The 14,975-nt window shown below is 44.2% G+C and carries 13 protein-coding genes and 2 other annotated features; of the genes, 4 read left to right on the forward strand and 9 right to left on the reverse strand.

The features are described from left to right. Nucleotides 1–338 precede the first annotated feature (338 nt). Nucleotides 339–761 (forward strand): HIT family protein, encoded by a 423-nt coding sequence (locus ACIPK1_RS09890; RefSeq protein WP_005235304.1) that lies wholly within the window; start codon nucleotides 339–341, stop codon nucleotides 759–761. A gap of 39 nt (nucleotides 762–800) precedes the next feature. Here the strand turns inward: ACIPK1_RS09890 and ACIPK1_RS09895 are convergent, their stop codons facing one another. Beyond that, nucleotides 801–1,337 carry an AAA family ATPase gene (locus ACIPK1_RS09895; RefSeq protein WP_016620458.1) on the reverse strand — a complete coding sequence of 179 codons (537 nt, stop codon included), beginning with the start codon at nucleotides 1,335–1,337 and terminating at the stop codon, nucleotides 801–803. A gap of 114 nt (nucleotides 1,338–1,451) precedes the next feature. Here ACIPK1_RS09895 and ACIPK1_RS09900 point away from each other — a divergent pair, with 114 nt between their 5' ends. After that, the gene (locus ACIPK1_RS09900) at nucleotides 1,452–2,309 is read left to right on the forward strand and encodes a PhzF family phenazine biosynthesis protein (RefSeq protein WP_042890957.1); all 858 of its coding nucleotides are present in this window, start codon (nucleotides 1,452–1,454) and stop codon (nucleotides 2,307–2,309) included. Between the two features lie 151 nt (nucleotides 2,310–2,460). On the opposite strand, the gene trpA is transcribed toward ACIPK1_RS09900, so the two are convergent. From trpA to trpE, 7 genes are read right to left on the reverse strand one after another with little or no spacing between them, the layout of a single operon-like run. Next, entirely contained in the window at nucleotides 2,461–3,237 is a 777-nt protein-coding gene (gene trpA, locus ACIPK1_RS09905; RefSeq protein ID WP_005235298.1) for a tryptophan synthase subunit alpha, read from the reverse strand. Continuing rightward, nucleotides 3,234–4,427, reverse strand: coding sequence for a tryptophan synthase subunit beta (gene trpB, locus ACIPK1_RS09910; protein WP_016620460.1), 1,194 nt, complete (start codon nucleotides 4,425–4,427; stop codon nucleotides 3,234–3,236). Before trpB ends, trpA begins: the two co-directional genes overlap by 4 nt. Further along, a complete protein-coding gene (locus tag ACIPK1_RS09915) occupies nucleotides 4,424–5,071 on the reverse strand; it encodes a phosphoribosylanthranilate isomerase (protein ID WP_008378521.1) in 648 nt (215 codons plus the stop codon). Before ACIPK1_RS09915 ends, trpB begins: the two co-directional genes overlap by 4 nt. After that, nucleotides 5,068–5,826 (reverse strand): indole-3-glycerol phosphate synthase TrpC, encoded by a 759-nt coding sequence (gene trpC, locus ACIPK1_RS09920; protein ID WP_016620461.1) that lies wholly within the window; start codon nucleotides 5,824–5,826, stop codon nucleotides 5,068–5,070. Before trpC ends, ACIPK1_RS09915 begins: the two co-directional genes overlap by 4 nt. A gap of 26 nt (nucleotides 5,827–5,852) precedes the next feature. Continuing rightward, complete coding sequence (gene trpD / locus ACIPK1_RS09925) at nucleotides 5,853–6,887, reverse strand: anthranilate phosphoribosyltransferase (RefSeq protein WP_400450669.1); 1,035 nt, start codon at nucleotides 6,885–6,887, stop codon at nucleotides 5,853–5,855. A gap of 16 nt (nucleotides 6,888–6,903) precedes the next feature. Then, nucleotides 6,904–7,482 (reverse strand): aminodeoxychorismate/anthranilate synthase component II, encoded by a 579-nt coding sequence (locus ACIPK1_RS09930; RefSeq protein WP_016620463.1) that lies wholly within the window; start codon nucleotides 7,480–7,482, stop codon nucleotides 6,904–6,906. Continuing rightward, the gene (gene trpE / locus ACIPK1_RS09935; RefSeq protein WP_400450670.1) at nucleotides 7,463–8,869 is read right to left on the reverse strand and encodes an anthranilate synthase component I; all 1,407 of its coding nucleotides are present in this window, start codon (nucleotides 8,867–8,869) and stop codon (nucleotides 7,463–7,465) included. The genes ACIPK1_RS09930 and trpE overlap by 20 nt, the downstream gene beginning before the upstream one ends. A 58-nt stretch (nucleotides 8,870–8,927) precedes the next feature. Then, nucleotides 8,928–9,174, reverse strand: a binding site (T-box leader). 67 nt (nucleotides 9,175–9,241) lie between these two features. Next, nucleotides 9,242–9,454, reverse strand: a binding site (T-box leader). A gap of 862 nt (nucleotides 9,455–10,316) precedes the next feature. Between trpE and ACIPK1_RS09940 the strand changes: the two genes are divergently transcribed. Next, the gene (locus tag ACIPK1_RS09940) at nucleotides 10,317–11,768 is read left to right on the forward strand and encodes a helix-turn-helix domain-containing protein (protein WP_016620467.1); all 1,452 of its coding nucleotides are present in this window, start codon (nucleotides 10,317–10,319) and stop codon (nucleotides 11,766–11,768) included. A 16-nt stretch (nucleotides 11,769–11,784) separates the two neighbouring features. Here the strand turns inward: ACIPK1_RS09940 and ACIPK1_RS09945 are convergent, their stop codons facing one another. Next, nucleotides 11,785–14,349, reverse strand: coding sequence for an HAD-IC family P-type ATPase (locus ACIPK1_RS09945; RefSeq protein WP_400450672.1), 2,565 nt, complete (start codon nucleotides 14,347–14,349; stop codon nucleotides 11,785–11,787). Nucleotides 14,350–14,618: 269 nt separating this feature from the next. On the opposite strand from ACIPK1_RS09945, the gene ACIPK1_RS09950 reads away from it, so the two are divergent. Beyond that, the gene (locus ACIPK1_RS09950; protein WP_016613408.1) at nucleotides 14,619–14,957 is read left to right on the forward strand and encodes a RidA family protein; all 339 of its coding nucleotides are present in this window, start codon (nucleotides 14,619–14,621) and stop codon (nucleotides 14,955–14,957) included. Nucleotides 14,958–14,975 lie beyond the last annotated feature (18 nt).

Below are 14,975 nucleotides of genomic sequence, written 5' to 3' on the forward strand. Positions count from 1 at the left end.
ATATTATCGTGCATTGCACTAGCAGATCGTTAGGAATCTTGATTCCTAACGATTTTTTTTGATAAATTTTTAAAAACCACTTTTTTCAAACGTCACTTTTACCACAAATCAGCAGCACGGTGCTTTTCTTTTGCAAACAACCTATTAACTAATTATCTAAAACATCATTAATTATCACATATAGTTTTAACTGCTAAATAAATATGATATTATCCTCTCAAAGAGCGGCTTAATTACAAAGATCGTTTATGGTTTCCCATAATCCCGTAGCTTCACATTTTTAGATATTATACTTCTCGAACACAACTAACAAAATTTATTCCATAGGAGGAATTTTGATGGAAGAATGTCCTTTTTGCCGCATCGTCTCTGGAAAAATAAAAAGCCATGTAATCCATGAAGATGACAGTGTTTGCGCCTTCCTTGATCATGCCAAAGACGTGGATTATCATATGCTGGTTATTCCTAAAAAACATTACACCAGTATTTTAGATTGCGACCCCGTTCTTCTTGCTCACCTCATTCAAACGGTTCAAAAAATAGCAGATCATTGTGTCACTCGCTTAGGATTTGATGGGATTAATTTGCTAAGCGCAGCAAATCAAGCAGCGGGTCAATCAGTCCCTCACTTTCATCTTCACTTGATTCCGAGAAAAAAATGTGACGGTATCAATGCGTGGCCCACATTCAATGGAGCAGCGCTCTCTTTAGAGGAAGCAGCGGCATTTTTGACCTCTGAAACAGATAGTAAGGGAGATTAAACAAAACTCAGTAGACTAAATCTTGCTTAAAAGCGCTTCTTAAAATACTTGATAATACTTGACTTGTTCTGCTAGCTGATCAGCTGGTAGAGCACCATCCAGTACATAGTCGGCTGTTTCAGCAATGATCTGTTCGTGTAAAACAAATAGCTCTCTTGCATAGGAAAGATAAGTATCTGCCCAAGTCAAAATCGCTTCTTTTGATTCGTTCGTATAATCCCGTTTAATCTGACGAGCAAAAGCAATATCTAGTGGTGTTTTCAAATAAATCACCGTATCGATCAACTGACGCAAATCTTGGTGCTCATATCCGAAGGGAAAGTCCACAAAAATGATTGGTTGAATGCTCATCGCTCTCTTCAAATCTTTCAGTAGCAGACTGATGTCATATTGATTGATCGCTGCGCGGGGATCTTGTAAAAAATAATCAAAAGATGGTGCTGAGGGCAATGCATCGATACTATAATCATCAAAGGAGATCACTATTCCATCTGCCAATCTACTCAATTCACGAACCAATGTCGTTTTGCCCGACGCTGTAACGCCACTCACTACAACTACTTTCCCTCTCTTCATAAAGTCCCTCCTCTGTCGTACCTTCAGTATAACACGCTTACCCAATCCGTTTTCATATCCTCCTCCTGCAAAAATTATGCTATGCTTAACAAGAACAAAGAAAGCAGGTGTCCTATGGAGATAACGGTACATATCGCAAGTGGTTTTAGTAAAAATCAAACGGGTGGCAACAAGGCTGGAGTCGTCTTGTTGGAACAGCCTCTTACGCCACAACAAAAGTTAGCCGTCGCAAAAGAGTTAGGCTTTTCAGAAACAGCTTTTTTATCGAAATCCCCGCAGGCCGATTTCCGATTTGACTATTTTACGCCAAAAGAAGAAGTTGACTTATGCGGACATGCAACAATTGCCTCCTTTGCACTATTATCGTATCTAAACAAACTTTCCAGGCAACAGTATCGCATCGACACCAACGCCGGACGTTTGTCGATCACCATCAAAGACGGTGTCATTTTCATGGAACAGAACAAACCACTGTTTTCAGATGTGCTTTCACTAGAACAATTAACTGACTGTTTTGATACCAATGCTATCAATGATCAAATTCCTATTCAAATCGTTTCTACTGGATTAAAGGATATCCTTATTCCAATCAAAACAACGGCCCAGTTGCAGCAAGTTACACCTAATTTTGAGGAAATAAAAAAAGTAAGTGCGCTTCAACAAGTAGTTGGCATGCACTTATATGCAATGGAAAAAGAACGAATCGTTTGCCGTAACTTTGCCCCATTGTTTGACATCAATGAAGAATCTGCCACAGGCACTTCCAATGCCGCTTTGGCTTGCTTCTTGTATCAAAAGTGTGCCCTCGAAAAAGAAGTGTATCGCTTTGAACAAGGCAGCAATTTAGGTGAACCTTCTGAAATCTTTGTCAAACTAGCTACGACTTCGCGAAAGGTAATCCAACATGTTTACGTTGGGGGCAGAGGGCATTTTTGCGAGACAGTAACCATCGACACGGATACACTGGCATAATCACGACAATTTGGGGCTGATCTTCAATCAGCCTTTTTTCTTTTCCTCTTCACACATTACGTTTTTTTCCATAGCAGCCCATCAGTACCTCGAATACTAGTTTTCTCATAAAAAAAGAACCCAATTCGGGTTCTTTCCTTCACATTGTTTTCTATGGCTTACCAACAAGTTCTGCTAACAGCTCACTGACTTTAGGCAGTGGCTCGTTTTGTAGCGCTGCTACGATTTTTGAACCGATCACTACCCCTTCACACACACTGGCAAAGCGCTGCACATCTGCGTGGGTCGAGACCCCGAAACCAGCTAATACTGGAATCGGACTTTTTTCCGAAATGGCTTGCAAATGCTGATCCAGCTGTTCGTTGTATTGGCGATCTTCTCCAGTGACACCGTTCACTGTCACAGCATAAACGAATCCTTCTGCGTCTTCGATCAGCGTCTGAATTCTGTCTGGAGGACTGGTCAAAGAGACCAGTGTGATCAGCGCGAGATCCGCCGCATCAAAAGTAGGCGTTACTAGTGATCGATGTTCAAAAGGTAAATCTGGAATAATCAACCCTTTCACATTTGTCGCTTTTAACTCATTTGCTAACTGTTCAATCCCATAATGAAAGAATGAATTGGCATACCCCATCAATACCAGTGGAACCTCGGAATGGATTGTTTGCAGCAAAGCAATGATCTTTTTTAAAGTGGTCCCATTGGCTAATGCCTGCATTCCAGCTGCTTGGATGACCGCTCCATCTGCGACTGGGTCTGAAAAGGGCACGCCGATTTCAATGGCGGCTGCGCCATGTGTCGTCAACAGTTCGATTTCTGCTGGCAGGCGTTCCAGTCCGTTGGCACCCGCCATAATATAAGGAACAAATAGTGGCTTGCCTTGTTTTTGGCGCTCCTTTAGTTTCATCGTCAATGTTTTGCTGGTCATTTCGCTGCTCCTTTCCGGTCTTTGATTTGTTGAACATCTTTGTCCCCTCGCCCAGACAAGCAGATCACTAAGCGTTCTTCGGGTGTCATGATTGGGGCTAGCTTTAGGGCATAGGCAACGGCATGAGCACTTTCCAAAGCAGGAATAATGCCTTCGATTTGAGACAAGAGATAAAAGGCGTCAACGGCTTCTTCATCAGTGACAGCGAAATACTCCGCTCGCTCAATCTCCTTCAAGTAAGAATGCTCGGGACCGACCCCTGGATAATCCAAACCAGCTGAAATCGAATAAGGTTCGATCACTTGCCCATCATCGTCTTGCAGCAGATACATTTTGGTACCATGTAAAATACCGATACTGCCTTTCGTCAAGGTCGCCGCATGCTCAGTAGTATCCACACCTTTCCCAGCTGCTTCAACGCCAATCAAACGAACGGTCTGATCATCGATAAAAGGGTAAAACATTCCCATCGCATTGCTGCCGCCGCCAACACAAGCAACGACTGTCGTCGGTAGTCGTCCTTCTTTTTCTAATAGTTGCCGTCGTGTCTCACTGCCAATCACACTTTGAAAATCTCGAACGATCTCTGGAAAAGGATGCGGACCGAGTACGGAACCCATCACGTAATGGGTGTCCTCGACGGTTGCGACCCAGTAACGCAGCGCTTCATTGACAGCATCTTTCAATGTCTGATTGCCTGAAGTGACTGAAACCACTTTTGCTCCCAACAATTCCATTCGAAAGACGTTTAGTGCTTGCCGCTGAACATCTACCGCACCCATAAAAATCGTGCATTCCATACCGAACAACGCGGCCGCAGTCGCTGTGGCGACGCCATGCTGTCCAGCACCGGTCTCCGCTACCACTTTCTTTTTCCCCATCCGCTTTGCTAATAACACTTGCCCTAGCGCATTATTGATTTTATGGGCGCCCGTATGATTCAAATCTTCTCGCTTCAGATAAATTTTGGCACCGCCTAAGTGTTGTGACAAGCGCTGTGCATGATAAAGGGGGGTCTCTCTTCCTACATACTCTTGCAAATATTCCTGTAATTCTGCTTGAAAACTTGCGTCCGCTTGTGCTTCACGATAGACAGTTTCCAATTGCTTGACTGCATACATCAATGTCTCTGGCACAAACTGCCCGCCAAAAGAACCATAAAAACCTGCTTCTGTGGGGTATTGGGTCATTTTATCTTCTCCTTTACTAAGTAAATAAATTGTTCGATTTTCCGACTGTCTTTCTTCCCCTGGGTTTCAACGCCTGAAGAAACATCGACAGCATAAGGCCTAAAAAGTTGGATCGCCTCTTCTACATTTTCCGCGTGCAAACCGCCAGCAATAAAAAATCGCTCAGACAACGGTAACGGTTTTCTCGCCGCTTTTTGCCAATCAAAGGATTGGCCGTTGCCGCCAGCATAAGGGTGATCTCTTACTGGAGCGTCCAATAACCCAAAATCTGCATCGCAGCTTAGGAAATCTTGTTCTAAAGTCTCTGCTTCTCCATCAAAGGCTTGGATCACTGCGATCTTTTGATGCGCAAAAATGCCTGTCTGGATGGCTGTTTGCAAAGATGGCAGAACCTTTCCATGGAGCTGAATCGCTGTCAGCTGGGCGGCTTGAATTGCCGCTTGCACTTCTTCAAAACTTGGAGAAACGAAAACCCCGACTTTCCCTACATTTTGGGGTACTTGCTCCGTTATCTTGCGGACTTGTGTCGGATCGATTCTCCGACGGCTTTCGGCAAAAACAAAGCCAAGGTAATCTGCTCCTGCACTGATGGCAGTTTCGACATGCAGCCGTTCGGTGAGTCCACAAATTTTCACTTTGGTCATCGGCGGCTCACCTGCAAATCTGCAGCTGTTTCAGCAATTCGATTGCTTCTCATCAACGTTTCTCCAACGAGGACTCCATGATAAAACGGTGCAAGCTGCAGCACATCGGAGGCAGTTCGAATACCAGATTCACTGATGTAAACCGCCTCTGACGGCTGAGGTGCTAAAGCAACACTGATATCCAAGGAAACGTCAAAGGTTTTTAGGTCACGATTGTTGACGCCGATGATTTTGGCCTCTAAGGCTTGGGCTTGTTGAAATTCAGCCGCATTATGAGTCTCAACGAGTACTTCCAACCCTAGTGCTATTGCCTCTTGATGAAGTATGGCTAAGCGTTCTGGTTTTAAAGCGGCCACGATCAATAAAACAATACTGGCACCCGCATTCTTGGCGCGAATCAATTGTTTTCTGTCGATAATAAAGTCTTTGCATAGTATAGGCACCGAAACAGCCTTACTGACTGCTTCAAGATCTGCCAGCGAGCCTTTAAAAAACTGCTGGTCGGTCAAAACGGAAATCCCGCTGACACCCGCGGCTTCATAAGCTTGCGCTTGTGTGACTGGGTCGATTCCTTGGTTGATGTCTCCTTTTGAGGGTGAAGCACGCTTGATTTCAGCAATGAGGTGCATTTTTTGTGGTCGGTCCTTGACTTGCTGATAAAATGATGGACGTTTCGTTACGACCTTTTCGATTTCTTGTGGCATCGCGGCAACTTCTTCAACTTTTTTCTGGATGATCGTTTCTAAAAAATCCATGATTCTCCTCCTTACAGCTTTCGTAGTTAATGGCTATTTGACTGACGAATCAGCATCTGCAGTTTGTCGTAGGCCGCGCCCGAAGCGATACACGCTCGTGCCATCGCAAAGCCTTCCGCTAGGGTGGCGGCTTTGCCGTTGGTATAAAAGCCTAACCCTGCATTTAAGACCACTGTCTCTAGATAAACGGAAGGGTGATTTTTCAAAACTGCTGTTAAGATCGCGGCGTTTTGAGCCGCATCTCCGCCGACGATCGCCTCGATCGGTGCTGGCGTAAAGCCATACGCTTGCGGATCCAAAGAAAAATTCGTCACCTTTCCTTCGTGATAAAAACTGATCGCCGTTTCACCTGCCAAATTGGCTTCATCCATTCCATTGCATCCATGGATCGCCATTGCTCGTTGTCGACCAAGACTGCCTAACGCCTGAGCGGTGTCGGCCAAGCTCTCGCCTGCGTAGGTACCGATCAGTTGCGTAGTCAATGGCACAGGATTGATCAAAGGGCCTAATAGATTAAAAATCGTTGGTGTCGCTAATTCTTGCCGTATTTTCATCACTGCTTTCATGCCCGGATGCAACGACGGGGCGAAGAGAAAAGCGATGCCGACTGTCGCTAATAGATCGGCGATTTTTTCTGGTGATGCTTGAATTGCCACCCCCAAGCATGCTAAGACATCGGCACTGCCTGAACGACTAGAGATACTGCGATTGCCGTGTTTTGCCATCGTGATTCCCCCAGCTGCTAAAACGAAGGCAGCCGTAGTAGAGATATTAAAACTATTGGCGTGGTCGCCACCAGTGCCGCAATTGTCCATGGTGTCTCCTCCTTCATAAGGAATGGTCACGGCATGCTCTAACATAATTTCTGCTAAAGCAGTCAATTCGGCGGCTGTGATGCCGTTGATCTTCATCGCAACTAACGCTGCCCCCAATTGACTTTCTGAAAACATCCCGCTTAAAATTCCTTGAGCAAAGTGGCGCATCTCCTGATAACTTAAATGACTGCCATTAAAAAGCTGCTGGGTGATTTGCTGCGGCTGCTGTATTTTGACTGCTTCCATAAATGTTCCTCCTTTTTCATTTGCTGCTTTTTGCTGAGTTTTCTGGAATGAGTTCAAGAAACCGTTGGATAAAAAATGCCCCTTCGTTTGTCCCCATTGATTCAGGGTGGAATTGAAGTCCTACGATCGGCTTTTGTCGATGCTGGATCGCCATGATGATCCCTTTTGTTTCAGCCAACACCTCAAATTGTGTAGGAAGGGTCGCTGGCTCAATGACCAGCGAGTGATAGCGCATGACAGTCATGTCTCCTAGGTAGGTTTCGAATACGCCTTTTTTCTGATACGTAAGGCTCGATTGCTTGCCGTGCATAATGGCTGGTGCTTGGACCACTTTGGCACCAAACGCTTCTCCAATGGCTTGATGACCTAAGCAGATCCCTAGAAGCGGCTTGCTATTGTGATATGTTTTGATCAAAGGAATCATGAATCCTGCCTCTGCGGGACGTCCTGGTCCTGGAGAAAAAATGATGGCTTCTGCTTCTTCAGCAACAAGGAAAAGGTCTGGATCATCATTTCGCAAGACGACTGTTTCTTCTGGACAGATCTGGAGAAGATTGTAAGTAAACGAATCATAGTTATCGACGAGTAAGATCATTGGCTGACACCTCCAATAGTGCTTTGGCTTTGTGTAAGGTTTCGTGGTATTCAGATGAGGGATCAGAATCATAAACGACACCCGCCCCTGCCTGGACATAAGCGATCGCGTCTTTCAAAACCATTGTCCGAATCCCGATGGCAAAATCCGCTTGATCGTTTCGAGAAAAATACCCAACGGCTCCCGCATAGACCCCTCTTCGAACAGCTTCCCATTGATAGATGCGAGTCATGGCACGAATCTTTGGTGCCCCGCTGACCGTGCCTGCTGGCAGGGTTGCTTTCAAGGCATCCATTGCCGTCACACCTGCTCTGCGCTTGGCAGCCACCACCGAAACGATATGCATGACATAGCGGTATTTCTCGATCACCATGTATAAAGGAACATGAACCGTGCCATGTTCAGCGATTCGTCCCAAATCATTGCGCCCCAGATCGATCAGCATTTGGTGCTCTGCACATTCTTTTTCATCTGCTAATAATTCCGCCGCCAAAGCTTCGTCTTCTGCTTTGGTTGCCCCTCGTTTGCGGGTACCAGCGATTGGATTTGTGGTGATCGTTGTTCCTTGAACCCGAATCAAGCTTTCAGGTGAACTGCCGATCACTTTGAATCCGTGATCGAAATCAAGATAATAGAGGTAGGCAGACGGATTCGTCACTCGCAGTTTTCGGTAATAGTCAAAAGGATCTTGTGTAAATGCTGCTTGCAGACGTTGGGAAGGAACCACTTGAAACATATCCCCTGCCGTAATTCGGGCTTTTGCCTCACGAACGATCGTTTCATAGGCATGTTGGGTAACATTACTTGTAAAATGCAGCTTTTCATTCGATAACCCACGGGTCTCAGCTGCGACCGGTGTCCTTAATTGCTGCTGCACCGCTTGGAGTACCTGCTCCATCTCGGTGGTCCCCCTTTGGCTGTAGCAATTTTCAAGGATGATCGTCAAGGTTTCCTTTTGATGGTCCAGAACGAGAAAAGTTTCAAAAAGCCAAAAGGCCATATCAGGCACCTGCAATTCATCTGCGGGCAGTTGTCCAATATCTTCATAGCAAGCTGCGATATCATAGCCCGCATACCCGATCGCCCCACTTTGCAACGGCAGATCCGATAATGCGGTGATTTCTTTTTTGACTACATACCGTTCCATTTCTTTTAAAGGGGCCTGACAGGGATACTTGTTGACCGTTTTTTCCAAAAGATCCTCTACTTGAAAAACACCATCCTTAAAGGTCAGTTTCTGAACAGGATCAAAAGTGAGGATCGAATAGCGTCCCGTATCTTCTTCTCTGGGAATACTTTCCAGTAAACTTTTATGCGCCCCTTGAATCCGTAAAAACACTGAGACAGGTGTCAAACAATCGCTGTTGATTCGTTCCATTCGATACATAAGCTGCTCCTTTCTTTGTAAACAAAAAGCCCTCAAGCAAACATCATAAAAACGTCTGCTTGAGGGCGAATGACCGCGGTACCACCTCAATTGAAAGTTGCCTAAAAAAACAACTTCTTCTCTATCAACCGTCTAACAACGGTCTTCCTCTATAACGGGAGTTCCCGCATTTTCCTACTGCCAAAAAAGGGTTCAAAAAATGATCGGCTAAGGCCATTTCCTTGATTTTTTGGTATCGGACTCTCATCACCGCCGACTTTCTGTAACCAAAAAAGACTCAAGTACTTCTCTTAGTTTGATTTTACGTTTATTTTTTTTATTGGTTGAAGGGCAAGAAAAACAAAAAAGCCCTCATGCAAACAAACTCGTCTGCATGAGGGCGATTACTCACGGTGCCACCTCAATTGGTTCTCTAGATCGTCTATCAACGATCGTTCTCTGTAACGGGAGATCCCGAAAAAAGCCTACTGATTTCAGCCTTTCGACACAAAAGTCCATTTCTGAAGCGTCAATCTGCTGATTTACACCACCATCAGCTCTCTGCAAGACGAACGTCCTCATACTTCTCTTTTGTTTAGTCTTTACTAGTTATTGGTAGCTATATTACGTGGCTTTTACTGTTCTGTCAACAGAAAAAAGCAAATTTTCTTTTTTTGTCTCCTTTTGACAATACAAGAAAACAACCTGCAATGGGTTGCCTTAAACAAAATAAAAAGACATTCTTTAGGATAAAAATCTCCTTCACTTCTTTCAGCGTACTTAATTATAGCTGCTACTCCATTTAAATAATATTCGTTTTTTTATAACCCTTACGTGAAGATCAAAGAGTGAAAACTTTGCTATAATTTTGACAAAAAATCGACATTTTCCCAAAATTTTCATAACATCATGAAAAAACAGAATTGTTATTTGAAATATTCTTCTATATGATTGAACCGAATGTAAGAAAGGGTGATTAAATGCACATAGACAAATTATATTTTTCCACCTTTATTTATAAAATGAGTTGCTTAGAATTTACTTACTCTCTCATTCAATCCAATGAGAAAAAAGTCGAATTATCCGAGGAAGAACAAGCAGAAATTGAATGGATCATCAATTCTGCGCTCCATCGAAAACTCTACGCCTCTCGCAAAAAGAGTCTTTTTTCCTCAAAAATAAAATTGTCGAAAGAAAGTTATTCTATGTATTTGCGTATGAAGAAATACGAACACATGATAGACCTCTAACCGTTAAAACACATAAAACAAACGCATTCCTTTAGACAGTTACTCAGAAGGTTGCCGATCCCATCTTTTTTAATAAAAAAAACATCATCCAGTGAATTGGAAATAGCAAAACTTGCCTTTTTCGTATAAAATCAAAAAGAACACGAAAGAGTTGTCTTTCATCAAAACAGTCAATGTGACTCTTTTGACCTTCAAGACTCGGAAAGGAAGTTTTTGTCATGGATGGGATGATGAAAAAAATCATTACGGAGAAGGATTTATTACGTCAGATCCTTCTCTTGGAACAACTGGCGAATCACAAAATGATCACTGCCAAGCAACTAGCAAAATTGATCGATACGACGGAGCGAACCGTTTTTTCCGATCTAACCTATATTCGCCAACAATTGCCTGATGGTTGGCAGATCGAAGCTGCCAGTAGTGGCTTTGCTCTGACCCATGATGGGCCATTGTTGATGAGTCAGCTCTGGGAAACGTTTTTCCCTCAATCGATCGGTGTTTCTTTGATGAAAGCATTGCTTTTTTCCAGCGAACTCCGTACGCAAGATATTCTTAGCCAAACAGGGACATCCTATGAGACCTTGCGACGACATGTGACAAAATTAAACAAAAGTCTCACTGATTTTTCGTTGCGGATTCGGATCACCAATCGCATGATCCGCTTTGAAGGAAGTGAGATCAACATCCGTGTTTTTTTTCATCGCCTGTTACTGCCATACACCCATAACAATTACTTTTTTGAGGAATATACGATTCATGAGTCCCACTACTATCATTTCTTGGATCGCTTAGCAAAAGCCAAGTTGCAGATCGAAGTGGAACAAATCTACGGTACCTGCTGGTTTTTTATCAATACGATTCGCATCAAAGCCAATTGCCGTATCGATTCCTTTGAGTTTCAGGGGAACGATCCCCTTTATAGCCTTTTCCAACAGCCATTAAGCCAGCTGTATCAAAAAGAAGGCGTTTATTTAGAACGCAGCGAACACTTCTTTAGCTTCTACTGCTTCTTAGAAAGTTGGAACTACAATAACGACTGGTCCGCAACGATCCAAGCAACCCTTGAATCCTACAAAACTATTTATCAGAAAACGACCCATTTTGTTGGAAAACTAGACCGCTTGTTGCAGTTGTCTTTAGCTAGTGATACACAACTGATTGAGAATCTACTGTTGCTTTTGATCAAATCGCAAGAGTCAGCCAAGCTCTCAGAACTGTTCGGGCTCGAATTTCACGAGATCCAACGGTTAAATCAACCCTATTCGCTATCGATCGAAGCGACGATCCATGACTTTTTAGAAGAGCAAACAGCCAGTCAATCGGAAATGAGTTTTCCATTATGGTCAACCACCACATTACTGATCCAACAAGCGATTTTACAGATCAATCCCATTCGCGCAAAAGGGTATTTTGTTTTCCAAGGTGAGCCTGCCTGGAAAGCTTATCTCCTGCAAGAATTGAATGACTTCCTCGGTGCCCGCATCCTTTTATCGGCGATCGAGCCTGGTCAACTAGAAGCGTTGGCGGAAATCGAGGTTGATTTTATTCTCTCAAATTTCCCTTTAGAGGAAGTATCTGTTCCAGTTTTTTACTTATCGATGGTACCAACGAAAAATGAGCTCAATCAAGTGACTGAGCTCATCCAAACCTATTATTTAAGCTATCGCTAGAATCATCAAGCTGCCGCTACTGCTTCACTGGAGCGGCTTTTTGCCGTCCTTGCAGCTTATTCGTAATAAATTTCTCACCCTCAACGACTGCGAAAAGGAGTGCGCCGTTAGCAGCGATACTCAACTGCTGCATCAAGGTCAAAGAACCGATCCCTAAAAGCTGGTGTCCTAGAGGGGTTAGGAAAATCGCTGCCTGTAATACGATCAGCAGTGAAAGAGAAACTAATAGCGCTCGGTTGGCAAACAGTTGGCGATTCAAGGCTGGCTTGACCAGCTCCCGACAGTTTAACAAGTAGACCGCTTGGGCAAAGACGATACTTTGCAGCAGCATGCTTTGCTGAAGGACCGTTCCCTCAAATTGAACCGCTAAGACGTAAGAAGGAATCATGATCAACAGCGAGACGTAGAAGATGCGGAACAAGCTGTACCAAGACAAGATGCCTTCTTTGATTGGCCGTGGTGGTCGATTCATGACATCCGCACTTGCCTTTTCAAAACCGAGTGCGTAAGAAAGCGTGATCGTTGTCACCATATTTACCCATAAAATTTGTACAGGTGTCAGTGGCAGTGGTCGGTTCAACAAGAGTGCCGCAATAACGATCAAGCCTTGAGCAACCGCAGTTGGTAAGAAGAAGTTGATGGTTTTCTTCAAATTATCGTAGATTCGACGACCCACTCGGACGGCATTGGCGATCGTATGAAAATTATCGTCTGCCAAAACCATATCGGCTGCTTGCTTGGTTACTTCACTGCCTTTGATCCCCATAGCGATCCCAATATCGGCTTTTTTCAGCGCTGGTGCATCGTTTACGCCATCACCGGTCATTCCGACGATCTCTTCATTCGCCTGCAAAGCACTAACGATCCGTAATTTATGCTCAGGGGTCGTTCGAGCAAAGATGTCTGTCTTTTGGACTGCTTGCTGCAATTCTTCCTCCGACAACAGATCGATTTCTAGCCCTTCCAACACGTGATTCGTGTGCTTCAAGCCAATTTGCTTGCCGATGGCTTGAGCGGTCTTGCCATGGTCTCCTGTGATCATTTTGACTTGGATGCCCGCTTGCAAGCACTCTTTTACCGCTTTGATGGCACTATCTTTCGGAGGATCAATGATGCCAGCGATCCCGACAAAGGTTAAATTGGTTAGCCCTTCGTGGGACAAGGACTCCTGTGCCGACAGCGTCAGATGCGCAAAGCCGATCAGCCGCTGCCCTTTCGCTGCTAATTTTGCACTTTCATCTAACCACCATTGCTTTTGATCTGAAGTCAGTTGGCTTTTCTCAAGCAACACTTCGGGCGCACCTTTGACAAAAACTACCGAGGCATTCGGCTCTTCTTGATTTTGATGGCGTGTTGCCATGTACTTGTAAGAGGAACTAAAAGGAATCTTATCGACTGTTTTACGCAATGGTTGCTGCGCTGATTCTGCGTATTGTAACAAGGCTTTTTCGGTTGGGTTCCCAACCAGATCCGCAGCCTTTTGTCCTTCGTCTTGCTTCAAGTCTTGACAATTTGCCATGATATCAAGCACCGTTGCTTTATCCACGTTTGACTCAACTAAAACATCGACGACCGTCATTTCATTTTTGGTCAAGGTTCCTGTTTTGTCTGAACAAATCACCGTCATGGCACCTAGTGTCTCCACTGATGGCATCGTTTTGATGATTGCTTGCTCCTCAGACATTTCCTTGACACCCATCGATAAAATCATGGTCAGCACGGCTGGCAAGCCCTCAGGAATCATTGCTACAACTAATGCGATACCTGATGAGAACAAGAGATCAAGATTAAAGCCGTAGCGGAAGGTAGTAAAGAAGATCAAGAAAATCACTAATCCGATAATGCCTTTAAAGATTTGGTGATTCAATTGCTTCATTTTTTTGATCAACGGGGTTTCTTGCGCTTTCACAGACTGAATTGCTTGATTGATCTGGCCGATTTGTGTATCGTCTCCTGTTTCAACGACGATCCCGCTGGCAGTTCCGCTTTCTACATGGGTACCAGAAAACGCCATGTTCCGCTGGTCACCAATCGTACTTTCTTGAGTAATGGGTTCGGTCATTTTTTGAACTGGCTCAGATTCGCCGGTTAAGATAGACTCTTCAATCACAAGATCATGGGTTTCGATCAAGCGCATATCTGCTGGTACGACATCTCCTGGTCCTAAAACGACTAAATCTCCGTTTACTAAGGAAGAAACAGCAATTTTCTTCTTGCGGCCATGAACATAAATTGTTGCTTCTTGCCCCATGAATTGCTTCAACCCATCCAGTGACTCTTGGGCTTTACGCTCTTGCCAGTAGCCGACTAATCCATTGATGACGACGACCGCCATAATAATGCCGCTTTCGATATAATCACCCGAAACCCCTTTTAAGACGGCTGCGACGATTAAGACCAACATCAGTAAGTCTGTAAAATGCTTGCCGACTTTCTTCCATGTAGGGATCTGCGCTGCCTCAGTAATTTTATTTTCACCTTGCTTTGCTAAACGCTGGTTGCGTTCTTCGGAGGAAAGGCCCTGCCGTGTTGTTTGCAACGTATGTAATAGTTCTTCTGTTGTGTTTTTGTACCAATTCATATTTTTTTCCTCCTTGTTTATTTATTTGATCTGAACATAGTATAAGACATTAAAACCATAAAATTCTGGCGATAATTTCAGTGGAGCCTGAAAAAAATGAGTGTTTTTATTAAAGGGGAAGGGCGGCTTCGTCCCGTGGTTTCACAAAACCAACAGAAAACGTTTGTTGATTGTTTTTGCAGGTGTAATCAAGTAAACTAAGACACACCCAATCAATTGCTATCTGTCCCCATCATCCAAAGGTAAGATAGAAGAAAGGAGCCAAATTAGTGGCAATCTATACCGATACAAAAATCGCGCAAGGACCTTTTCTTTTCATTTCTGGTCAAACGCCGTCACAAGACGGAGCCACACCTGAGGACCCGCAAGAGCAAACAGCCATCGTTTTGAAGAAAATCGAAGAGCATTTATCAGCCAATCAACTGTCTTGGTCATCAGTGGTCAAAATGACCGTCTTTTTAACGGATGCTGCTTACTTAGCTGCTGTCCGTACGGCATTCACAACCATTTTGGCAGAAAACAAACCGGCCATGAGTCTCGTCATCGTTGCCGGCTTGGTTGCCCCTGAATTTAAAGTGGAGATTGAAGCACAAGCCACCTTGGCTTAAAAAGGCGCAACACCAAAA

The organism is Enterococcus sp. NPDC086594, from assembly GCF_044746145.1.
GTDB lineage: Bacteria > Bacillota > Bacilli > Lactobacillales > Enterococcaceae > Enterococcus_D > Enterococcus_D entomosocium.